22 protein-coding genes and 1 pseudogene are annotated in these 22,239 nt (G+C 70.5%); 10 read left to right on the top strand and 13 right to left on the bottom strand.

Annotated elements, in window-relative coordinates:
• Positions 1–30: 30 nt before the first annotated feature.
• From ACIF6F_RS30235 to ACIF6F_RS30200, 8 genes are all read left to right on the top strand, one after another.
• Positions 31–1,311 carry an acetyl-CoA carboxylase biotin carboxylase subunit family protein gene (locus ACIF6F_RS30235; protein ID WP_399953831.1) on the top strand — a complete coding sequence of 427 codons (1,281 nt, stop codon included), beginning with the start codon at positions 31–33 and terminating at the stop codon, positions 1,309–1,311.
• Between the two features lie 20 nt (positions 1,312–1,331).
• Positions 1,332–2,168 (top strand): DUF317 domain-containing protein, encoded by an 837-nt coding sequence (locus ACIF6F_RS30230; RefSeq protein WP_399953828.1) that lies wholly within the window; start codon positions 1,332–1,334, stop codon positions 2,166–2,168.
• 21 nt (positions 2,169–2,189) lie between these two features.
• Positions 2,190–3,086, top strand: coding sequence for a hypothetical protein (locus tag ACIF6F_RS30225; protein WP_399953825.1), 897 nt, complete (start codon positions 2,190–2,192; stop codon positions 3,084–3,086).
• Positions 3,087–3,160: 74 nt separating this feature from the next.
• Positions 3,161–4,129 (top strand): SpaA isopeptide-forming pilin-related protein, encoded by a 969-nt coding sequence (locus ACIF6F_RS30220; RefSeq protein WP_399953823.1) that lies wholly within the window; start codon positions 3,161–3,163, stop codon positions 4,127–4,129.
• A gap of 224 nt (positions 4,130–4,353) precedes the next feature.
• Positions 4,354–4,716 (top strand): DUF317 domain-containing protein, encoded by a 363-nt coding sequence (locus ACIF6F_RS30215; protein WP_399953821.1) that lies wholly within the window; start codon positions 4,354–4,356, stop codon positions 4,714–4,716.
• Positions 4,717–4,772: 56 nt separating this feature from the next.
• The gene (locus tag ACIF6F_RS30210) at positions 4,773–5,063 is read left to right on the top strand and encodes a hypothetical protein (protein WP_399953818.1); all 291 of its coding nucleotides are present in this window, start codon (positions 4,773–4,775) and stop codon (positions 5,061–5,063) included.
• A gap of 16 nt (positions 5,064–5,079) precedes the next feature.
• Positions 5,080–5,829 (top strand): DUF317 domain-containing protein, encoded by a 750-nt coding sequence (locus ACIF6F_RS30205; protein WP_399953854.1) that lies wholly within the window; start codon positions 5,080–5,082, stop codon positions 5,827–5,829.
• A gap of 524 nt (positions 5,830–6,353) precedes the next feature.
• The gene (locus tag ACIF6F_RS30200) at positions 6,354–7,166 is read left to right on the top strand and encodes a class I SAM-dependent methyltransferase (protein WP_399953815.1); all 813 of its coding nucleotides are present in this window, start codon (positions 6,354–6,356) and stop codon (positions 7,164–7,166) included.
• Between the two features lie 140 nt (positions 7,167–7,306).
• Here ACIF6F_RS30200 and ACIF6F_RS30195 read toward each other — a convergent pair whose 3' ends face one another.
• The 10 genes and pseudogenes from ACIF6F_RS30195 to ACIF6F_RS30150 form a co-directional block, all read right to left on the bottom strand.
• Positions 7,307–8,005, bottom strand: coding sequence for a hypothetical protein (locus ACIF6F_RS30195; protein WP_399953812.1), 699 nt, complete (start codon positions 8,003–8,005; stop codon positions 7,307–7,309).
• A gap of 92 nt (positions 8,006–8,097) precedes the next feature.
• Positions 8,098–8,451 (bottom strand): hypothetical protein, encoded by a 354-nt coding sequence (locus ACIF6F_RS30190; RefSeq protein WP_399953809.1) that lies wholly within the window; start codon positions 8,449–8,451, stop codon positions 8,098–8,100.
• Between the two features lie 155 nt (positions 8,452–8,606).
• Positions 8,607–10,337: a relaxase/mobilization nuclease domain-containing protein gene (locus ACIF6F_RS30185; protein ID WP_399953806.1), complete on the bottom strand. Its 1,731-nt coding sequence runs from the start codon at positions 10,335–10,337 to the stop codon at positions 8,607–8,609.
• Entirely contained in the window at positions 10,334–10,942 is a 609-nt protein-coding gene (locus ACIF6F_RS30180) for a plasmid mobilization protein (RefSeq protein ID WP_399953802.1), read from the bottom strand. Before ACIF6F_RS30180 ends, ACIF6F_RS30185 begins: the two co-directional genes overlap by 4 nt.
• A 169-nt stretch (positions 10,943–11,111) precedes the next feature.
• Positions 11,112–11,303 carry a hypothetical protein gene (locus tag ACIF6F_RS30175; RefSeq protein WP_399953799.1) on the bottom strand — a complete coding sequence of 64 codons (192 nt, stop codon included), beginning with the start codon at positions 11,301–11,303 and terminating at the stop codon, positions 11,112–11,114.
• 1,057 nt (positions 11,304–12,360) lie between these two features.
• A pseudogene (locus ACIF6F_RS30170) lies at positions 12,361–12,787 on the bottom strand (DUF2637 domain-containing protein); the annotation flags it as partial.
• Positions 12,784–12,909, bottom strand: coding sequence for a hypothetical protein (locus ACIF6F_RS30165; protein WP_399953796.1), 126 nt, complete (start codon positions 12,907–12,909; stop codon positions 12,784–12,786). The gene ACIF6F_RS30165 and the pseudogene ACIF6F_RS30170, both read right to left, overlap by 4 nt.
• Positions 12,900–13,622 carry a WhiB family transcriptional regulator gene (locus tag ACIF6F_RS30160; RefSeq protein ID WP_399953793.1) on the bottom strand — a complete coding sequence of 241 codons (723 nt, stop codon included), beginning with the start codon at positions 13,620–13,622 and terminating at the stop codon, positions 12,900–12,902. Before ACIF6F_RS30160 ends, ACIF6F_RS30165 begins: the two co-directional genes overlap by 10 nt.
• 157 nt (positions 13,623–13,779) lie before the next feature.
• A complete protein-coding gene (locus ACIF6F_RS30155; protein ID WP_399953789.1) occupies positions 13,780–14,541 on the bottom strand; it encodes an ATP-binding protein in 762 nt (253 codons plus the stop codon).
• Positions 14,538–15,626 (bottom strand): hypothetical protein, encoded by a 1,089-nt coding sequence (locus ACIF6F_RS30150; protein ID WP_399953786.1) that lies wholly within the window; start codon positions 15,624–15,626, stop codon positions 14,538–14,540. The genes ACIF6F_RS30155 and ACIF6F_RS30150 overlap by 4 nt, the downstream gene beginning before the upstream one ends.
• Before the next feature lie 931 nt (positions 15,627–16,557).
• Between ACIF6F_RS30150 and ACIF6F_RS30145 the strand changes: the two genes are divergently transcribed.
• Positions 16,558–17,904, top strand: coding sequence for a helix-turn-helix transcriptional regulator (locus ACIF6F_RS30145; RefSeq protein ID WP_399953783.1), 1,347 nt, complete (start codon positions 16,558–16,560; stop codon positions 17,902–17,904).
• A gap of 230 nt (positions 17,905–18,134) precedes the next feature.
• Complete coding sequence (locus ACIF6F_RS30140; RefSeq protein ID WP_399953780.1) at positions 18,135–18,560, top strand: acyl-CoA thioesterase; 426 nt, start codon at positions 18,135–18,137, stop codon at positions 18,558–18,560.
• A 101-nt stretch (positions 18,561–18,661) separates the two neighbouring features.
• Here the strand turns inward: ACIF6F_RS30140 and ACIF6F_RS30135 are convergent, their stop codons facing one another.
• The 3 genes from ACIF6F_RS30135 to ACIF6F_RS30125 all read right to left on the bottom strand — a co-directional run bounded on the left by ACIF6F_RS30135 (position 18,662) and on the right by ACIF6F_RS30125 (position 22,223).
• Positions 18,662–19,135 carry a LuxR C-terminal-related transcriptional regulator gene (locus ACIF6F_RS30135; RefSeq protein ID WP_399953777.1) on the bottom strand — a complete coding sequence of 158 codons (474 nt, stop codon included), beginning with the start codon at positions 19,133–19,135 and terminating at the stop codon, positions 18,662–18,664.
• A 107-nt stretch (positions 19,136–19,242) separates the two neighbouring features.
• Positions 19,243–20,688, bottom strand: coding sequence for a glutamine synthetase family protein (locus tag ACIF6F_RS30130; RefSeq protein WP_399953774.1), 1,446 nt, complete (start codon positions 20,686–20,688; stop codon positions 19,243–19,245).
• Entirely contained in the window at positions 20,688–22,223 is a 1,536-nt protein-coding gene (locus ACIF6F_RS30125) for an amino acid permease (RefSeq protein WP_399953771.1), read from the bottom strand. The genes ACIF6F_RS30130 and ACIF6F_RS30125 overlap by 1 nt, the downstream gene beginning before the upstream one ends.
• Positions 22,224–22,239: the final 16 nt, after the last annotated feature.

Genomic DNA, 22,239 nt, shown 5'->3' with positions numbered 1-22,239 from the left:
CATTAACCTCCCCTGAAAGGAACGCGCACAATGTCGCAGACCACCACGTTCAACCCCTCTGAATCGTGCAACGAACGCAATTCCGCGCGGACCCCCGTCGTCCTGGTCGTCGCCCCCAACGACGAGCTGTACCGCGGCTACTGCCTCGCCTCCGTCGCCGCCGCCTACGACACCGTCGTCATCACCCCCACCCCCCTCACCTGGGAACACCCCCACGTCATCGACCACGAACAGGCCCACCCCTACAACCTCGACGCCCTGATCAAGGCCGGGCAGGCCCTTGCCGCACGGCACCCGGTCGCAGGGGTGCTCACCTGGAACGAGACCCTGCTGGTCAACACCAGCCGCCTCGCCCGCCACCTCGGCCTGCCCGGCGACCGGCCCGGCGTGATGCGGGCCTGCCGCGACAAGGCCACCAGCCGCGCCCTGTTCGACCGCCACCAGGTGCCCTCCGCCACCTCGGTGAAGGCCGTAACCATTGCGGATGCCGTAGCGGCTGCCCAGACCATCGGCTACCCGGTCGTCGTCAAACCGGCAGGCCAGGCCGGCAGCGTCGGCGTCATCCGCGTCGACACCCCCGAGCAGCTCCCGGACGCCTTCTCCTTCGCCACCACCGGCGCCCAGCTGCACGGCGGGGAGTCCACTGTGGTGCTGGTGGAGGAGTACCTCGACGGCGAGGAGATCTCCGTCGAATGCGTCACCCACCAGGGCGTCACCACACCGGTCGCCATCACCCGCAAGCAGCTGGGCTTCGCCCCGTACTTCGAGGAGACCGGCCACAGCGTGGACGCCGCCGACCCGCTGCTGCCCCAGGTCGGACCCATCGCCCAGGCAGCCGTGGCCGCCCTGGGCGTCACCTCCGGCATCCAGCACGTGGAGATGCGGCTCACCGCGACCGGACCCCGCATCGTCGAGGTCAACGCAAGGATCGGCGGCGACCTGATCGGCAAGCTCGTCCTGCTCGCCACCGGCATCGACCTGCCCCGCGCCGCCGCCGACCTCGCCCTCGGCCGCCGCCCCGACCTCACCCCGACCCGGCACCAGGCCGCGGCCATCGCCCTGCTCTACCCCGACACCTCCGGCACCGTCACCGCCCGCGGCCTCGACCCTGCCCTCGCCGAGGCCGACTGGCTGCACCAGACCAGCTGGATCCTCGATACCGGCGACCGCGTCACCCTCCCGCCCGAGGGAGACGTCGACGTTGCCCGAGTCGGCCTCCTCGTCGTGGTCGCCCCGGACGCCGGCCAGGCCCGCGAACGTCTCGACACGGCCACCCGTCACGTCACGATCACCGTCGCACCCGCCGCCTGAACCCCTAGACCTGGAGCCCCTTGACCGACACCCCCGACATCGACGGCGACGTGTGGGTAACCCCCCGCTACCTCGCCGGCAGCGCCGCGAACATCGACCCCGCCGTGAAGCCGCTGTTCGACCTCGGCTTCGACCGCCACAACGACGAGTACGGCAACCTCTACCTCGCCTCCCCGGACCGCAAGATCCGCCTCGACTTCCTCCCCGAAGGCGAAGACGACGGCATCTGGCGCATCACCGCCTACCAGGACCCGTTCGCCGCCCCCACCTGGGGCGTCTGCTTCAACGACACGGCCCCCACCGAACTGGTCACCGCCTTCACCACCGCGCTCGCCGCCGCGTACGCCACCGGATCGGAGGCCTACCTCCACAACGGTGCCCACCAGAACCGGTTCACGGCCGTTGCACCGCTCCTGAACCAAGGTTGGAAGCTGCCGTACACCGGATACGGCTCCGCCTTGGCCCTACGGTCCCCCGACGGCATGGCCGGCCTGGAGTACGCCACCGGCCGCCTCGACCCGCAGCAGGAGATCACCACGCTGCAAGCCCGCTGGTACATGGAAGGCGGACCCAAGGGCCCCCGCTGGTACGCCACCGCCTCCACCGGCACCCCCGCACCCCTGGTCGCCGCGATCACCACCGCGCTCGCCGACCCCGCCCCGGTCGCCCGCTGGAACAGCTTCCTCAGCCCGCTGCTGCGCCCGCACGTCCAGCTCACCCCGGTCGTCCCGCCCCCGCCGCCGGCACCGACCCCGCTGGACATACACCGCCGCACCGGCACAAGGCCACGGCCGGCCCTCACCACGACCAGCGTTCCCCGCTGGAGCACCAGCACCCGCCCCGCCGCCCGCCGCTGACACCCGCACCCCGGAGCCCAGGTGCCCTTGCACGCCCAGAAGTTCTTCGCCGAACTCGACCCGCCCTTCACCACCGGCTTCGTCGTCGGCGACAGCTATTACGCCGCCCTCGCCGCCGACTCTGCGCTGCGGCTGCGCATCGACTTCGCCCCGACGATCCGCCACGGCGAATACGACGGACTGCGCCTCACCGTGATCCACCCCGAACGCGGCGCCCTCCACGTCGAGACCCTCACCTTCGCCGAATACCACACCTTCACCCAGCGGGACACTGCACGCGGCAAGTCTCCAGGCCACGACGGGTACGCCCGCATCCGCGACTGGCACCCTTCAGGCCCACCGCCGTGGCAAGGCGCCGACCTCACCGGACTACGGCAGGCCGTGACTGCCTTCACCGCCATGTGGATCGACCCGTCGGCCGCTCCCTCCATGGGACACCAGAGCGAGCAGACCCGTACGGCAGAGCACTTCGACGCACCCGGGCTGCGTCACCCGGCCGGCTTCTGGGCCGCCGACACCGACTTCCTCGACCTGCTCCACCAGGCGACCCTGCTCGTGTTCGACTTCGCCGAGTACGGCACCCTCGACGGCATCCCCCTCTCGCAGAACCTGCGCTACGCCCGCGAAGGCGTCCGCGACACCCTCGGACTGCCCGTCGAGTACGGCGTCCTGGCCGAGGCCGAGGCCGTCGCCCACATCACCCAGACCGCTGGCCGCCCGTACGGCCCCGGCACCGCGGCGGCCCTGGCCCGCATCGACGCCCTGAGCCTCGAAGACCAGCATGCCCTGGTCAAGACCGCAGCCCACCGCTACCGCGCACCCCAGGGATTGCCGGCCCTGACCGCCGCACCCACCGCCCGGCGGCTCGCTCTGCCCGCCCCGGCACCCGCACAGGCCGCACCGGGCCGTACTCCCTGACGCCGCCCGCCCCGGCACCTCCGAGGACCCCGGGAGTCCCCCCGCCCCACCACATAAGGAGACAGTTCCACCGCATGCGTACCCGTACCACCGCCCGCCGCACCGCACCGGCAGCCGTCGCCGCCGCGGCCACCCTCGCCGCCGGCACGCTGACCTGGGCGCGGTCTGCCTGGGCCGAAGCCCCCGAACCGCAGCCCGGCCACATAGAGATCACGAAGAAGGACCCCGGCGGCAACTTCCTGGCCGGGGCAGAGTTCTCCCTGCTCGACACCCTCAACGGCACCAAGGCCCTGCAGGGCAAGACCAGTAAGGGCGGCATCCTGCGCTTCGAGGGCGTCACACCGGGCGTGTGGCGGCTCAAGGAAACCAACTCGGGCAGCCCCATCCACGACCTCGCCCCGGACCAGGACATCGTCGTCACCCCGGGGCAGACCGCCAAGCTCACCGTCGTCGACCCGTTCAAGCCCGCCGAAGTCACGGTGACCAAGACCGACAAGGACACTGGCAAGCCGCTCGCCGACGCTGTCATCAACATCACCCCACAAGCTGGCGGTGGCAAGCCGCTCACGCTCACCACCGGCAAGGACGGCACCGCCACCACCAAGCTCGACGTCTCCGCCCGCACCGGCACCCCCTACACCGCCACCGAGACCAAGGCCCCCGACGGCTACCAGCTCAACTCCACCCCAGTGAAGATCACCGCCAAGCCCGGCGAGAAGACCACCGCCTTCACCAACACCAAGAAGGACAAGCCGACCAACCCGCCCACCACCCCGACACCCACCACACCGTCGGGCACCCCCACCGCCCCCGCCACGCCCACCCCCTCCGCGACCACGCCGACCTCGGCTGCTCCGCAGCCGACCGCGACCACGTCGAGCACCGCTTCCTCCTCTCCGAAGGGCTCCCTCGCACAGACCGGCGCCGATTCCACCTCATGGCTACTCGCCGGCGCCGGACTACTGATCAGCGCGGGCGGAGGCGCGCTGCTCGCGCTGCGCCGCCGTCGGGAAGCCAGCCAGGACAGCCAGTCGAACGGCTGATTCCGCACCTGACGCGCCATAACTTAACAACCCACCAGGCCAGGCCTCAGGAACCGCTCAGGTTCCTGAGGCCTGTTGCGTTGCCCGCACCGGGCAGTTGGCCTCGGGGGATCCAGTTCGCCTGGGGCAGACAGGAAAGAGAGGCAAAGGACTGGTGGAGCGCGGCAACCGATGTCAACGTAGACACCTTCCCAAGAAACCCCAGGTCAGAGAGGTGTTCACTCATGGCTGCGGAAGGTTCGAAGCACGGGTTCGCCACGACGATCGAGGCGCTGAGGCTCCGTTCCTGGCAGGTCGGTCCAGGGCAGCCGTCCAGCGTGATCGACCAGTTCAACGCCGAGGACTTCAACCTCATCGTGGACGACCGGGCCGATCTCCACATCAGCAGCAAGGACGGCCGCTTCTACCTCGGCTGGTTCCCCACCGGACGCCCCGGCACCGACGGCGAGGGCTGGAAACTCGCGGTCACCGGGCCCGCCGAGTTCCCCGGCTACCACGTCTCGTTCGACGTCGGCACGCCCGCCGAGCTCGTCGCGGCGGCCGTCGCGTTCGTACTGGCCACCTCCCGCCCCGTGACCCTGGGCTGAGCAGCGCCCGGGCCGCCCGCAAGACGGCCCCACCCCCGCTTATGAAGGAGAACCTGTTGGATCGCGAGACCACCGTCGGCGAGGTCATCGACCGCCTGTCCGCCTTCGACCGCAGCGCACCTGTGCGCCTGGCCATCAACCCTCTCTTCCCGCTGGAACACACGGTCGCCGGCATCACCGCGACCGCGGACGCCCGGGGGCGGACGGTCGTCTACATCGCCGAACGCGGCGAACAACTCGGCCCTGTTCCGCCTGCGGTCGCCGTGGACCTGGCCTGGCACGCGCCCACCGAGGCACCCCCGCGCCGACGCCGCCCCGCCACCGGCACAGCGGAGGCCGGCCAGTGACCCGTACCGCACCCGCCTGGAGGCGCTGCTGAACCCGCACCACCCCCGCTACCCGTCCACCCCCAACCCCGCCGGCCCCGCGTACTGGGTCACCCCCCGCCACCTGGCCGGCGACGACGGCATCCTCGCCGACCGGATCACCGGCCTGCTCACCGAGGCCGACTGGACCAGCTGGACCACCGCCCGCAGCACCTGGCTGTTCCTCAGCCCCGGCCGACTGTGCGGCGCCGAATGGATCCTCCCCGACAACCTCTTCCACCTCGGAGACCTCCCCGTCGCCTGGCAGGTCTCCGCCCGCCCAGCCGCCGACAGCGCGCTGGCCGAGTGGAACGCCTACTTCACCGCTGGCACACCGCACGAAGCCGTCGCGGACTTCCTCCTCGCCGTCGAGGCACGCACCGACCCGGCCCTCAACTACGACGGCCCCGAAGCCGTCCTCGGCGCGCTGACCGCGCTCGGCTGGGCCCGAGACGTCGACCGGCCCGAGACCACCGCGTGGGATCCCGGCCTGTCTGCCGGCTTCACCTGGGGACCCACGCCGGCAGAGATCCAGGACGGTGACCCACGCCCTGACCTGATGGGTTGGCAGGCATGGGCCGAACCGATCCTCGGCGCCCCCTACCAGTGGGCCGCCACCTTCAGCCCCAGCGTCCCCCACGACCTCGTCGCCGCGTTCGCCGCCTCCCTGGCCTCACCTGCCCCGGTCCTGCGCCGCAACCTGCCCGACGGCACCGAGGGCCGCCTCATCCTCACCCGGGCCCACTGAACCCGGACACCAACCCACCACCTGCACGTCCGTCTTGGAGGATCCCTTGCCGCGCAGCCTGCCCAAACTGACCGCCTACCACCCTGACGGCACCGAATGCCCGACTGTCGGCCCCGACCGGCACCGCCTTTCCCCACGCGGCTATCCCCGCACCGACGGCTGCACCGGCCGCGCTACCTGGGAAGCTGTCTGCACTTGCGGATGGACCTGCACGGCCAGTCTCAGAGTCGTACCCGACGACGCCCGTAGACGGCACGCGTGCGGATGACGGCGCCGACCCGGTCTGCTGGAGAAAGCGGGCTCGGACGGCATGCCGCCCTCTCGGCACTCACGACTTCAGGCCCGGGACTCCCTAACGGGAGTCCCGGGCCTGTCGCGTTTGCCGACGAGGCGGGACACCATCCGGGGGCGCCCGAGGTAGGGAGACGTGGCATGGCGAGGGGACGCGCCGGCCAGAAATGCGAGGCGATCAGTTCGAGCAGTGCCCTAGCCTGCTCGCCATCCGACCGAGAAAGGGGGACCCCATGTCCAGCTTCCAGCCCGTTCGCCCGGAGATCATCGCCTTCTACGACCAGTCCGACGAAGCAGGACGCCTGCACACCACGGCCACCGGCATGCTCGAACTGGAACGCACCCGGGAGCTGTTACGCCGGCACCTGCCGCCCGCACCCGCGAGGATCCTCGACGTCGGCGGCGGGCCCGGTGCCCACGCCCGCTGGCTCACCGAAGACGGCCACACCGTGCACCTCATCGACCCCGTCGCCAAGCACATCGCCCAGGCCGCCGAAATCCCGGGCGTCACCACCGAACTCGGCGACGCCCGGACCCTGACCGCGGCCGACGCCTCCTTCGACGTCGTCCTGCTCCTGGGCCCGCTCTACCACCTGCACGAACAGTCCGACCGGCTCGCCGCCCTGCGCGAGGCCCGCCGCGTCCTGCGGCCCGGAGGCCTCCTCGCTGCAGCCGTGATCAGCCGCTACAGCCCGCTGCTCGACTACATTGCCACGACTGGCATCGCCGAGCGCGCCATCCAGGACGGTGTGCGCACCACCCTCGACGAAGGCCGCTACTCCGGTTCCCGCGGGTTCACCCACGCCTATTTCCAGACATCCGCCGAGCTCCGCGAAGAGCTGACGGAGGCAGGGCTCGCCGAGCACACCGTCTACGGGGTGGAGGGGCCGGGCTGGGTCGCGGTCAAGGCGATCACGAAGTACGCGGGCAACGACCTGATCGGCACCCCCATGTACGAGGCGGCGCTTGCCGCTGCACGTGTCGCCGAGCCATACCCGGCCCTAACGGATTCCTCGGCGCACATGCTGGCATTCGCCCGAGGCTGATTCCGCCTCGTCCGGGCATCCACGCCGAACACGCCACCCTGGGGGAGGGCCGGCCCGTCGGCGTCTCCCGGCCAGCGTCCTGCCGTGCCGCGTTGCCCGGTGCACCAAGCACCAGCGGCGCGGCAGGCGCAGGCGTTCGGTCAGCTGACGGAGGATGCCTTGCCGAGGGCTCTCTCCACCTGAGCATCGACCAGCCCAGGCGACCCGGCCACCACCACAAGGACGGACCCGGTACGAACGGCAGTCTGCTTGACGATGCTCTCCTGCCCACCAGCGGTGAAGCTGAGCAGCTGGCTCCACGCCTGTTCACCCAGGTCGGGCGCGGTCAGCTTCTGGGTGGTGACCTTGACGGGCCTGCTGCCGATGGCGACCTGGTACACCGGGCAGCCGGTCATCGCGTCGAAGATGCGCTTCGTGCCGTCGGCGAGCTTGTCGGGGGTGTCGCTGTAAAGCTCTTCGGACGCCTCGGAGCCGGTGCTGCCGTTGTACGTGAACGCGGTCTTGGCCCTGTTCGGGAAGTCCAGGCTCCCGCCGGCCGCGGCGTCGCCGCCGAGCTGCTCAAGTGCGGGGCAGCCGATCACAGTGACATCGTCCCGGCGGCCCTCGCGTTCAGGCTTGCGGGTGTAGCCCTGGCCGAGGTCTGCCTCGGTCAGGAGCCGCTGGCCGAGCGCGGCCGAGGACACCGGCGTACTCGGCGCGCCGGCAGGGGCGGCCGGTCCGGCCGACGAAGAGGAGACGGCCGAGCCGGACGGTGCGGTCGCCGGGCTGCCGGAGCAGCCGGACAGCGCGGCGGAGGCGGTCAGGGCCAGGGATATGGCGATGGTGGTTCGACGGCGCATGGGAACCCCTTGCTGGGTATGGCGGGTCTGACAGCCGGACCCGCGTGGGGCTCTCCTCCGGCAGATGGCGGGTGGTGGCAGGGGGCGGTGCTTCAGCGGCCGAGGTGGCGCAGGCACTCTTCGTAGGAGGCGTGCTGGGCGGTGATGGGGCCGCTGACCCGGTTGAACCAGGCCGCATCCAGGCGGGGCTCGGGCTTCTCGTGGCCGGCGGGGCAGCGTAGCCACACGCTGTCGCGGGTGCTGGCGACGATCCACTGCCGGTACGCACCGCAGTCGGCGCAGGCGTGGACCTCGCCGTCGATGACCAGCGGCGCCTCGTGGGGCATCAGGATCCCGGCCAGGTCCTGACGGCTCGGCATCCGCAGGTCGGGCGGCAGGAAGTCGTCCACCCCCGGGTCGGTTGCCTGCGCGGCCGGCTCCGGTGCCGGGTCCGGTTCGACGTGCATGGCGCTCCAGGCTTCCCACTGCTGTTGTGCTTGAAGCTGCTGCTGTCGTTCACGTCTGCGTCGAAGCATCAGTCCCCCCTCGTCCTGATCCAGCCGGGCACGGGAGATGGTGCACCAAGCCCGCGACCTGCCGCAACTAGCAAATTTATGAATAGTCACCGGCCCCGGCGGCGGTCGTCGCGGTTCTGCGAGGGCCCCGTTGTATGCGACTGCGACGATGCCTGTGCCGTGGTGGCGCCGGGGAGGGGCTGGGCCGAGGCGTCCGCGGGGAGCCCGGCTGCGCGACGTAGCCGCCACACGAGGACGTCGCTGACGGAGGCCGCGCTGTCCAACTCCCGCCGGGCGGTTGCTTCGGTGAGCAGGAGGGCGGGGTCGTGGCCGGCGGCCTCGGCGTCGGCGAGGGTGGCCGCGAGCGCGGGCCAGCCTGCCTCGGCGAGGATCTGCTCGGCCAGCTCCGGCAGCGCCTCCCGTACGAGGAGGGTGTGGCGGCGCTGCAGGGGCAGGGGGAGGAGGCGGCCACGCTGGTGGAGGACGGCCATGGGCTGGCCGGCGGCGGCCTGGTAGGCGGCGCGCAGGTGCTCGGCGGCCTGCCGCGCGGCCTCGGCCTGCTGGGCGTGCTGCTTTCTGCCATGCCAGTGCGCGGCGGCGGTGATGAGGAAGAACGCCATGTCAATGAGCATGGCGGTGGTGGCGCCGTCCTCGCCGCGGCCGAGCACCGGGCCGCCGTGGACGAGGTCGCGGGCGGCCTGGCGCAGGGCGCGGTCGTGTCCGCGTACGGCCCGGACGTGAGAGCGCGAAGCCCGCTCGAACGCGACGGCCGCGTCACCGAGTTGCTTGCGGGTGTGGGCGGCGGAGGTCTTGGCGAGCGCGTCGAGGACCTCGCCCGCCGCCGCGATGTGCGCGGCGATCACGCCGTCGTCACCGCTGTCGATCACCAGGACCGCCTGCCAGGCGGCGGTGGTCGCGGCCCGGCGCGCGGAAGCGGGCCCGGGTACAGCTCGCAGCGGAGTGTCGGCCGGAGCGCTTCCGGTCTCCTGGCCGGACGGCGCAGCGACGGTCCAGCGCTCCCGGATGCGGGGCAGGGACAGGTCCGGGGCGAGCCTCGCACCGGGGTAGAACACCGGCTCGCCGTTCTTGTTGCGGTCGTCGGGGAGGGCGACCTTGTACCCGAGGAGGTCGCCGGAGGGGGCGACTCGCTTGCGGATGAGCAGGCCGGCGGAGGCCAGCCGGGCGAAGAACTCCTCCTCGCTGTGCGTGCCGGCGACCGAGCGGCGCACGGTCTCGCGCAGTTCTTCGCGGGCCGTGCGCTCCCGCCCCTGGCGCTCGGCCTTGTGGCGTTCGGCGCTGGTGGGGCGCTGGGCGGCGGTGCCGTCCCCGGGTGCGACCTGGTGCAGGCCGAGTTCCTTCTCGATGAGGCGGCACTCGGCCTGGGCCCGTTTGCCGGAGCGGAAGTCGTCGGGGCGGCTGCCGTCCTCGCACACCAGGGTGGCGATGATGTGGATGTGGTCGTCCGCGTGCCGAACGGCTGCCCAGCGGCAGCCCGGCTCGCCGCCGCCGGGGTCGATGCCGGCGGCGGCCACGATCCGGCGGGCGATCTCGCCCCACTCCTCGTCGGACAGGATCCGGTCGTCCGCGGTGGCGCGAACGGAGGTGTGCCATACGTGCTTGGCGGGGCGGGCGTGCTCGGGAAGGGCCTGGACGGGCTGGTCGAGGAGCTGCTGGAGGTCCTTCAGGGTGGCGTTCGGGTCACGGCCGGGATCGGGGGACATGCCGTCGAAGGACGCGACGAGGTGCGGGTCGGTGTGCTCCTCGTGCTTGCCCGGCCCGTACAGGTAGGAGAGGAGGCCGATGGTCCGCGATCCGGCCGTGTGCACTCGGGGGATCACGAGGTGCGCTGCGCGATCAGATGGGTGGCGGCTTCGTGAACGGTCTCGGCGGCCCGTTGGACCGCGGCGAGGGCAGCGTCGAGCTGCCGGACGTCAGCGCCGGAGTTCAGGGCCTTGGAGACCTGGTTGAGGTTGCTGCCGGCCCAGCCGAGCCTGCGGCGGCTCTCGAACAGGGCGGTGATCACCTCGCGCTCGTCGGCTATCTCGGCGCTGGTGCGGTCGAGGTCGCGGGCGGCGGCGAGAGAGGCGCGGGCGAGGAAGCCGGCGACGGACAGGCGACAGTTGGCAGCGGCGGACTTGATCAGAGCGAACTCTTCTTCGTTGAAGCGGGTGTTGGGCTGGTGCAGACGCTTCTTCTCGCGCGGCTGGCGCGGGCGCTGTCGGGCGTGGTCGCGGCGCTCGGACGGCTTCTCCTCCTGCTCTGGCTTCGATCCGCCCCCGGTCGAAGCCAGAAGGACCTGCGCCCCCTGGTGCAGGTCCTGGCCCGCCCCCTCGGGGGCGGGTTCGGCGGAAGCTACGCTTCCGCCCCAACTTGCTCGCTTCGAGGTCGAGTTAGATTCCTGCTGTGGGTTCTCGATTGCGGGCGAGGTGTTCGGGCTGGTCATGGACCGGGCTCCTCTTTGCTGGGCTGGCTGTTGGCGTGGGGTGTCTGTCGGGACGTCTGCTTGCCGCTCGCGTGGACGTGCGGAAGGAGCGGGGTGGCCCGGCTGGTGACCGGGCCACCCGAGTGTCAGATGTTGCTGCGCAGGCCATTGACCTGCGGGTACCGGGGTGTCAGCTGCATTCGGGGCAGTGTGCGTAGTGCTGGGTAAGGGCTTTGGCCATGCGCTGCTTGGCGCCGGCCGCGAACCCGGCGCTGGACTTGCCGGTTCTGGTGCCAGCGTGGCGGACGGAGTGGTTGCTCATCTGGCCCATCTCCGTCTCGTATCCCGCCTTGATGCGGCTGAAGGTGCGGCAGGTCTTCATCGGGCAGAACTCCTCTTCGTGGAAGCGGCGTTCTCGTCGCGCAGGCGCGCGAGAACCGGGCTCAGGCGGTCGTTGCGGATCGGGATGCTGTGCTCGCGCATGATCTGCCGCAGCTGCACCCGAGTGATGGACTCGTTGCCGTCCCGCTTCAGCGCCGCCGGGACATGGGGCCGCAGCAGGTCGACGATCTCGTCCTCGGACAGGCGGGTCCGGGACCGAGGTCCCCGTCCCGTACGGGGCCGTGGTCCCCGTGTCGTTCGGGACCGGTCCCGTGCACGGTCCCGAGTGCGCGTGGCTGCATGGTTCGGTCCCCGGTCCCCAGCAGCGGGCTCGTCCTCGCCGTCACCGCGGTCCCCGTCCCCAGCATCGTCCCGGTCCCCGTCCCCGTCCGGGTCCCCCGCGGGGACCGGGTGGGGACGCGGTCCCTCGGCGTCGGTCCCCAGCCCAGCCCACAGGCGGTCCCCGGTCCCCGGGACCGCGAGGGTGCGCTCGTGCCGGGGACGGTCCCCACTGGGGACCGCAGCTCTGGGGACCGGGACCGTCTGGAGACCGAGGCCGTTGTCCGCCGCCGTGGCCGTGCGGTTGTGGAGGGGACCGTGGCCGGTCCCGGGGACGGTCGCCTCGATGCGGGGACGGTCCCCTGCGGCGGAACCCCCGGTCCCGCTCGCGCGGTCCCCCTGGGGGACGGCGGCGTTGGGGACCGACCGGGGACCGTGGTCGCTGCCGTGCGGGACGGTCCCGGCGGTGGCGGTCCGGTCCCCTCCGGCACGATGGGCGTTTGCGTGGGGACGGTCCCCGTTGGGGACCGGGACCGTGCGGGGATCGTGGCCGGTGTCGGAGACCGTGGTGGTGCGGTCTGGGAGGGGACCGTGGCCGGTCCCCGCGGTGGTGCGGGGACGGTCCCCGGCGACGGACGCCTTCGTCCCGTACATCCGGTCCCCGTCGTTCTGGGCGCCCTGGCCCCACTCGGGGACCCCCCGGTCCCCGACCGCCTCGTCCTCGGCGGCCGGTTTCGGCGTGGCGGCTGCCAGGGCGCGGTCCCCGTCCGGGCGCTGGCCGGGCTGAGGGGTGGCGACGAGCTGGTGGAGCTGGCGCATCAGGACACCGAAGGCCAGCAGAGCGGCAGTCGGAGGGATCGCGGCGACCACGTAGTTCAGCAGGGGCACCGGAGCTGTGCCGGTGCCGCTCACGCCGGCCACGTTGAGGACGATCGAGCCGACCGAGCCGGTGGCGGTCAGGGCGATGGCCCACCAGTCGGTGACCCGGCGCAGCCCGGCCCGCAGCATGAGCAGTTCGCCGGTGACGATGAAGGCATCCAGGGTGGCGGGCCAGGCCCACTGGCGGATCGGGGAGCTGCCCAGGCCGTGGAGGCCGGCGACCTCGGCCAGGTGTGCGTAGGAGAGCCAGAACCCGGCGGCGGTGAGGGCCACGATGACGGTGCCGGCGGCGATCAGGACGTAGCGCTCGGCGGTCTGGGTGGTCATCGGGCGGTGTCTCCGTTCGTTGCGGTGCTGGCGTGGGCCGCTTGGCGGGGGTCGTCGTAGGAGACGGCTGCTGCGGAGATGCCGACGGCGGCGGTTGCCGTGCGCAGGGTGCTCAGAGGCATGGCGACGGCGTGGTGGTGGCGGGGAGGCATGCGGCCTTTCGGAAGTCGTTGATCAGGGCGGCGGTGTGGACCTGTCGGGACACGGGTTCGGGGGTCTGCTTGCTGCGGTCGCGTTCGGGACCATCGCCGTCGTGGCGTAGGCCTGCACCAGAGGGCTCGACGCCGTCGACTTCGGCCTGGCGTGCTGTGGCGAATGGGTTGGTGTCGATGACGACGTTGAAGTTGTCGCGGTCCTCAATGGCGCGGGCTTCCTCGCGCAGGACATCGCGGGCCCAGTTGAGGCTGACCTGCAGGGTGAAGGCCAGGCGTTCGGGGCTCCAGCCCTGGGCAGCCGCGTACCGGATCAGAGTCCTGCGCTCGTGCTCGCTGAGCTGGATGCTCCGGCCGTTGATCACCGACAGCACGCGGTCGTAGTCGAGCCGGTGCTCGGTCTTCTCGTGCCAGTGGAGGCGCTCGTCAGCGGTCATGCCGCCCCAGATGCCTTCCTTCTCCTCGTTGTCGAGGGCGTAGTTGAAGCACTCCTGGCGAACCGGGCACATGCCGCAGGTCTCCAGGGCCTCACGAATGGCCCAGCGGTCGCGGGGGGCGTGGAAGAACAGCTCGTCGGCGGAGTCCGGGTCCATGCCGTGGCAGGCGGCGCGGGCATGCCAGCTGTGGTCGGAGACGCCCCGCAGGATCGGCGGGGGAGTGTTGTTTGAGGTGATCGTGCGCATCGGGAGCTGTCTTTCGGGTACGCCTCACCGGCCGGCAGCCAGGGCAGCACGGCACCTGCGGTCGGGCTCAGGTGCTGCTGGGGCGCCGGTGGGAGGCGGAGCAGTGGGGCGATGGTGACGGTGCCGTGCCGGGGAAGGGGTGCTGGATACGGGCCGGTCAGGTGCGCTGGAAGCGGCGGTCGGGGCCGGTGAACTCCACCGCAGTGCACATGCCGGACAGGCGGGACAGGACCCGGTCGCCTACCTTGTCGCGCAGTACCGGGAGATGCTTGTCCATTCGGTCGTCGCGGACAGGCGGCAGGTTGGTGGTGAAGATCGTCGGCATACGGTTCTGGCAGCGCCAGTTCACCAGCCGGAAGGTGATCTCCTCCGTCCACTCCGAGGTCTTCGCAGCGCCGAGGTCGTCCAGCAGCAGCAGCGGCACCCGCATGATTCGCCGCAGCATGTGCTCGGGGTCCACCCCGGACCGGTAGCGCATCTCCGCGTACAGGTCCGCGGCGGTCGTCGCGTGCCACTCCACACCGCACCCGGCGGCGGTCAGGGCCCGGACCGCCCCGTACGCCTCCTGGGTCTTTCCGACCCCGGTCCCGCCCCACAGCAGCAGCGACGGGCCGTGAGCGATTCGCCGGCGCCCTGGCCTTCCCCACTGGGAGTTGAGGTCCTCCGCGGCAGGGGCGACCGCAGCGTCCGCGATGGCCCGCACCCAGGCGGCCACCTGCGGATGCTGGGGGACCGCATCCCGATAGGCGTACGGGATCCGCTTCTGGGCGGCCTCCAGCGCCGGGATCGGCTCCGGCGTATCCGGCAGCACCGGGGCGGTGGCAGGGTCGATGCCGCGCTCAGCCAGGCGGGTGGCCAGACGCTCACGCAGCCGGTCGGAGACCGCGGGCAGCGGGTCGGTCAGGCGGGCGCGGCTCACAGGCTGCCTCCGAACGTGGTCGGCTCCGGCGCGGTCGGGTTCATGTAGGGCGTGTAGCCCGAGGCGCGGGCCCAGGCCCCCGCGCCGGAGGCGGACGACACCCCAGCGGCGGCATGCGGCGGTGAGGCGTTCAGGGCCTCGTTGACCAGGCTCGGGAGCACGCTCGGATGCAGATTCTTGAACCGCAGCCGCTCCAGCGCCGCCCGGATCACCTCGGGGTCGAAACCCTCCTCCAGCAGCCCCTTGACGTGCCGCCCGACCAATCCGATCACGGCCTTCGGCGGGCGCTGGACATGCCCCCCGACGTACTCGGCCACCAGGTGCTTCGTCGAACCGGCATCGGGAGCCGACTCGGGCGCGGGGGCCTCGTCCCCCTTAGGGGAAGATCCAGGATCCAAGATCCTAGATCCAGACGACGAGCCCTCGCGAGCCTGTGTCGAGGACTCGGCGAATGCCGCCTGACCTGCGCTTTCCTCAGCCAGTGCGAGACGGGCGCCCGAGACGGTCTCGCGGGACAGCTCCGACTGAGCGCCAGCGCCGGTCGGTGCGGCGGTGTACCCGTCCGCGCACGCAGATTCGGTTGAAACAGGGCGATCGAGGGCTCGACGAGGGTTCACCGAACCCTGCGGAACCGGGCCGCTGATCCCCGCCGGCGTCGCCGGAACCTGCACCGCGGCAGACTCCACGGCCGGGCAGGCCGCCTGCTTCTCCGCCGCGCACCCTCCGCACCGCTGGTGCGCCTGGTGCTTCGGGCAGCGCGACTGCCGCGAGGCGGACGGCCGGTCGATCTTCTGGTGCTTCTCCCACGTCACGATGTGCAGGTACTTCTTGCCGTCACACCCGATGTAGCGGCAGATCAACCCGGCAGCCTCCAACTGCTCCAGATCGTTGGCCACGTGCTCCGAGGTGTGCTCGGCGCGCAGCGCCCACAGGAACCCGGCGATGATCGCCGGATGGGCCAGGAAACGTCCGTTGTCGTCCGCCTGGGTCAGCAGCCCAATGAAGGTGACCATCGCACTGATGTCGACCGAGGCGATGTCCTCGGACAGGAACATCTCGGGCTTGATCGTCCGGATGCGGGCCATCAGGCAGTACCCCCGCGGGCGGGGCTACGAAAGGGGGCCGTTGCCGCGCGGGCCGAGGAACTCGGTCTTTTGCGCTGGGCAGGCGTCATGCAACACTCTCCTGTGCAGTGAAGCCGCACCGGTGGTCCCGTGAGAAGGATCGGTGCGGATGAAGGTGGTCTCCGGCCCTTGCCGTGGGCGGGAGCACCGTGAGCGTTCGGCGTCTGAGAGTTGCCTCTCTCAGGCGCCGTCGCTGTTTCTGCGGTCTTAACCCGCGCGGCTAGTGCGCGCACTGCATATGGCTCTCCCCCGATTCCCCGTTGGCCGGGCGGACTGCCCGGCGAGCGACGACGAACATATGGGCAGGCTGTGCCAAGGTCCAGAGATAGCTCTACGACCTCATACAACTTCCCGCACATGCTCTGACCTGCTGTTAACCGGCAGGCTGTCGCGCTGTACCGGCTGGTCAGGTCTGGATTTAAGCCCGCAGGCAAAGCCTTCGTCAACGGCACCTCTCAGTCGAATCCACGCGCGTAGACGGTGGTGTGGGAAGCGTGGAGGCGGAGGAGGGAAGTGGGGTAACAATCTTGGCTTTCAAGGAAGTTGCAGGGTTCCGCTCCGCCTGGTTAGGGTCGCAGCCGACCGCATGAATGATCATTCAATCCCTTGCAACAAAAAACGGCAAGAATTTGCCGCTTTCCTGATCATGGATAGCTCGGGCGTGGGAATGTCCAGATTCGTCACGGAAGGCGGTCGGGTGTGGCGCCGCATGGTTTCACGTTTAACCACCTGCTCTGTGGCCGAGGCCACAAATTGTGGAAAGCCCTCAGGGTCGTCGTATCGTCTTTGTAGGAGACACCCGGCCGGGGGGCCAGCGTTCGTGCTGCCCCTCTTTTTTCATGCCCTCGTCCGGATGTCGTCCTGCACACTGCGGAGACAAAGGAAGAGCCTCATGGTTGCTCAGGGGACCGTCCCCTTCGGCGATAACCGCGCCGAGAACAACGCACACGGCGGAGAAATCGCCGGTCAGTTCATGGGGTTCGGCGGCTGGCTGAAGCGATGGCGCCAGGCGGCGGGGCTCACCCAGGCCCCGGTGGCCAAGGCCCTCGGCATGGGGGTCCGGACCTACCGCAACGTGGAGAAGGGGGCCGTGCCGCCCCGCTTCACCAAGCCTCAGTGCGAGGCGCTCGCGGACCTGCTCGGGCTCGACAAGAGTGAGCGCCACGCCCTGCTGCTGTACAACATCGGCACCTCGCTCGACGGTGACCCGCAGATCGATGCCAGCCCGGAGCTGCGCCGGGCCCTTCGCCTCCTGATTGACAGGCAGATGCCTTCGCCGACGTACCTGACCGACCGCAACTGGAACATCCTTGCGTACAACGCGGCAATGGCTGAGTGGTGGCCCTGGGTCATGGAGCCGCGCGCCAACCTCATGCGGTGGGCTCTGACGAACCCGGAGGCCCGCACCCAGTACCACGACTGGGACATGCACGCTGCGGCCTACGTCCGCCTGCTGAAGTTCGCCCAGGCCACCCACAAGGACAACGCCGAGCTCGTCGAACTGATCGCCGAGGTTCGCCAGAACCCGGACGTCGAGCGGATCTGGCGTACCGAGGCCGATCTGGAGGCCGACAGGGACGGCCACGTCTTCCGGATGATCATCCCTGCCCTGGGCTGGGAGACCGTCGAAGTCGTCTCCCATGTCCTGTACCCGGCGTCGATGCCGCACTGCCGGTTCGTGGTCATTACCTGGGTCGAGGCCGAGACCTCCGATGACGAGACCGACGCCCTGGGAGGCAAGCGCAACGCCTGGGCCCACGCCGAGCCCGGCACGCCTACGACTCCGCAGCCCTCTGCACAGGCCGAAGCCGAAGCCGCCCGCCGCCGCGCAGCCCGGGCGCTCACTGCCCGCCTCGTCGTCGACAGCGCTGACGGAGCCGCGGCGCTCGCCGGCCCCGACGGCGTCCCGCTCCCGGCACTCAGCGCCCTGGCCGGGCCCGGGTGCCGTCTCACCCTGTCGCCCGAGAACCACTCTGTGGTGTGGGCAATCGAGGAATCCGCTGGCGAGTGGGGCGTCACCCAGCTGGGGGCGGGCGCCGTCGTCGACCGCATCCAGGTGCCGATCGTCGACCCCCAGGCCCGAGCGGAGGTGAAGCTACTCCTGCGTGCTTCGCTGCCGGACTCCGACCAGGCGGCCATCAGCCGGCTCCGCGAACAGCTGCCCCAGGTCGACCTGAGGGCAGCGCTCCTTCGGGAGATCTTCAACGATCTCCAAGAGGGCGAGGCCCTGCCTGGCTAGCTGGTGTGGCTGGCCCATTGGCCGCAAAAGGTAACTTACCGTCACGACTGGTGCGGGCTCTCTTTCCCCGGTGTGGGGGCCGAGGCGCGGCCGTCTGGACCACGGAGAGGGTCCGGACGGCCAGACCTCCCGATGCCCCTGGCGCTCGCGAGGGAGCGTGTTCCAGTACGCCCTTGAATCGGCCGGATGCCTCGAAGGCACGGCAGATCTCACAGCTCTCAGGAGTCACTGTGTCCCGACACATCTACGACTGCCCCGTTCGCTGGTCGGACCTCGACGCGAACGGACACCTCAACAGCTCCCGCTACGGAACCCTCCTGGAAGAGACCCGCATGCGCATGTTCAGCGTGCTGGTTCCTGCCGATCCCGCCGAGCGCCTTGCCCGCAACTTCCTCCTACGCGAGCAGACCATCCGCTATATGCACCCGCTGGAGACCTGGGAGACCCCAGTCCGCGTCGAAGCCTGGGTGGCCGACGTCAAGCGTGTCTCGCTCACCTTCCACTTCGAGATCAAGGACGACAAGCACGTCTATGCCACCGCGACCTCGGTCGTCGCCGGCTACGACTCCATCCGCGGCGGCATCCGCCGCTTCGAGCAGAACGAACTCGACGTGTTCAACAGCTACGCCGACACCACCTCGGCCACCACCAGCTGAACCCCGCGGCCAGGCCATCGGCCGCCTGGCGGCGGCCGGCCGGCATCGCGCCCCAGGACGAGCCCCCAGGCCTACCGCGGCCTGGTCTGGCCGGTCTGTAGTCATGCAACCTGGTTGCCGCCGGTTCCATGGGAGGCGTCGAGTACGCCGAACATCCAGCCGAGGGCGATCAGATGCGGGTCGTGCTCGGCGCCCCAGCGCGCCCGCAGCGCTCGAATCCGCTTCTTCATCGCGTCGTGGGGAAGGCCGCAGTGCTGCGCGATCTCGGCGTAAGTGCCCTCCAGGGCGAGCGACCAGAGGATCTTGGTCTCAGTGTCGTCGATGCCGCCGATGGGTGGTGTTGTCGGCTCCGGCCGGGGAAGTTGCTCGGTGACGTAGCACGCGTGGACTAGGGCATAGCGGTGGCGTACTCCGGCACGCCGGTTGCCGTGCGACATCTGATTTGCGACGGTGCCTTCGGACAGGCCCAGTTCGGCGGCAACCTTGCCGGTGCTCAGCCCCTGGGCGAGCTTGCCGGCGATCTTCACCTGGGCGGGGGTCGGGTGCGAGGCGACCGGACCAGGGCGTGCAGGCATCAGCGGATTACTTTCGAGTCGGCGGGTGTCGGCCGGGGGCGGCCGTTGGGCAGGCCCCGGCAAGAGGGGGGAAGCTCGGCCGGAGCCTGGTCTTGGGGCGGGTGTGCTTAGGCGCGGGTGAACCAGCGGGTCTGCTCCGCGTCGGTGACCGTGCCGCGGTGGTGGTCGAGTTCGAGCTGCGCGAGGTGCGCGTAGTGATCGACGACCGCCTTCCCGAACGCCTCGTGGGCCACGGGGCTGTGCCGGAAGGCTGAGCGAGCCTGGTCGAGGGTGAGGGGCAGCCTGGGCGCGTCGGTGGCCTCGTAGGCGTTGGAGGTGCAGGGAGGCGGAGGTTTGAGCTGCCGCTCGATGCCGTGGGTGATCGCTGCGACTGCCGCGGCGAGAGCGAGGTAGGGGTTGGCGTCCGCACCTGGTACGCGGACCTCCAGGTGCAGCCCCTGTCCGTGGCCGGCGATGCGTACGGCGCACGTTCGATTGTCCCAGCCCCATGTCGTGCAGGTAGGGGCGAACGAGCTGGGCGTGTACCGCTTGTACGAGTTGGTGTTCGGCGCGTACAGGGGTGCGAGCCCGGGCAGGGCGGCGAGCAGGCCTGCGACCGCCTGCTCGCCTATCTCAGAGAGCCGTCCGTCCGGATGGTTGAGCATGGGGTTGCCGCTGCGCGTGAGGGAGATGTGCAGGTGCAGGCCGCTGACCAGTCCGTTCTGGGGGGAGGCCATGAACGTGGCGGTCATGCCGGAGCGGCCGGCCAGGGTGCGCACCGCGTGCTTGAAGACGAGGTGGTTGTCGCACGCGGTCAGCGCGGGGCCGTAGGGGAAGGTGACCTCTACTTGGCCCGGCGCGCCCTCCGTCTTGACTGCCTCCACGGGCATGCCCGCCTTGGCCAGTGAGCCCTGGAGGCGCCGGAAGAACCGGTCGGCTTCCGGCGTGTGGTCGAGGCCGTAGTCCAGGTTTTCCTCGGTCACGGGAACGAGTCCCTCGTGGCCGACCCGGGAGGCAGGGGTGTGGCTGCCGCGGTACAGCACGAACTCGGTCTCCAACCCGGCCTGAGCGTGCAGCCCGTGGGCGGCCAGACGGGTCAGCTGGTGGCGCAGGATCTGCCGGGGTGCGACCTCGATGGGATCATCGTCGAGGTCGACGGCGTTACCGAGGACCAGCGCCGTGCGCGGCATCCACGGCAGCATCCGCAGCGTCGAGGCATCGGGTACGACCGTCATGTCCTCGTACCCGGTCGCCCACGAGGTGAGCACGAAGCCGTCAGACGGTGTCATGTCGGCGTCGGTGGCCAGGATGTACGCGCACATCTCGGCGCCGCCCTCGAGGACGCGGTCGAGGAAGTGCCGCGCCCCGTACCGCTTGCCCTTGAGGCGACCCTGCAAGTCCGGCACGGCAAGGAGAACGGTGTCGATCAGGCCCGCGCCGACGGCCTTGCGTAGTTCGTCGACGTTGAACGCCCGGGCCGGCCGCTGTCGGGAGACCGATGCGGTCTCGGCCTCACGCTGCACTGTGCTGCTCAGGCGCGATGCCGCTTGGGCGGAGGTGGGCTGGACTGTCATCACACGACCTCTTCCTGGATCTTGGCCATGTTCGAGTCAGCGTCGGCGGCCGCGGTCGGCACCTTGTAGTCCCGCCCGGATTTCCGCCACCACAGGGCGGCCAGGGCGAGGACGACCAGCAGGACGATGGGCGCGTAGTTGAACGTCGTGACGGAGACGACTCCGACCTCGGGGCGGCTCTGGGGCAGGCAGAACAGCACGGTCACGAACGCCACCCAGGCCACGGCGACCACGCCGACTGGCACGCCCCAGCGGCCCAGGTTCCAGGGGCCGGGCTGGAAGCGGTGACGGTTGCGGATCCGCAGATAGATCGGGATCGCGTACGCGGGGGTGATCCCTATGACGTTGATCGCGGTGACGGCGGCGTACGCGGTCGGGCTGTACAGCGATGGCAGCGCCAGCACCGCGGCCGCGCCGACCGACAGCCACACAGCGCGGGTTGGGGTGCCCGTGCGGGTATCGACGTGACGCCACAGCCGTGAGCCGGGCAGGGCGCCATCCCGGGAGAAGGCGAACACCATCCGGCTAGCGGCGGCTGTCTCGGCGTTGCCGCAGAACAGCTGCGCGACGATCACAACGAGCAGCAGGGCCTTCGCGCCGGCGACGCCGAGGGCATCGAGGAAAACCTGGGCTGGCGGCACCCCGGTCGCCGTGGCCTGGGTGGCGGCGTAGTCCTGGATCGCGAAGGTCAGTCCGGCCAGCAGCACAAACCCGGCCACCCAGGACCACCCGATCGCCCGCATGATCCCGCGGGACGCGGAGACCTGCGCGTTGGTGGTCTCCTCCGACAGGTGCGCCGAGGCGTCGTACCCGCTGAAGGTGTACTGGGCTAGCAGCAGCCCGATCAGCACCACGTACAGCGAGTTGGACCAGCCGGTGTTGTTGACGAACTCCCCGAACACGAAGGACGGCGACTGGTGGTGCCCCGGCACGACGACCAGCACCCCGACGATCAAGGCGACGCCGCCCAGGTGCCACCACACGCTGACGGAGTTCAGGATGCTCACCAGCCGGACGCCGAAGAGGTTGAGGGTGGCGTGGAGCGCGAGGATGCAGAAGTAGATCGCCATGATCTTGCCCGGCGTAGGGACGAACCCGAACTGCAGGTTCAGGAACGCTCCGGTGAAGAGCGCGGCGCCGTAATCGATGCCGGCGATCGCACCGAGCAGTCCGAGCAGGTTCAGCCAGCCGGTGTACCAGCCCCACTTGCGGCCGCCGAGCTGCTCGGCCTGGTAGTACAGGGCGCCCGAGGTGGGGTACGCGGAGGTGACCTCGGCGAGGCCGGCGCCCACGAGCATCACCATCGCGCCGACGGCGACCCAGCCCCACATCATCACGGCCGGGCCGCCGGTCATGAGCCCGAAGCCGTAAAGGGTCATGCAGCCGCTCAGCACGGAGATCACCGAGAAGCTGATGGCGAAGTTCCCGAACGGGCCCATACGGCGGGCCAGCACTGGCTCGTATCCCAGCTCCCTCAGGAACGCGTCATCGGCCGCGGTCCCGCTGCCTCGGCGGGCAGGGCGTGTTCGTAACATTGGACATCCTCCAGGA

The organism is Streptomyces sp. NPDC086023 (assembly GCF_044540325.1).
Classification (GTDB): Bacteria; Actinomycetota; Actinomycetes; order Streptomycetales; family Streptomycetaceae; genus Streptomyces.
This window is presented reverse-complemented; position numbering and strand designations above follow the sequence as displayed.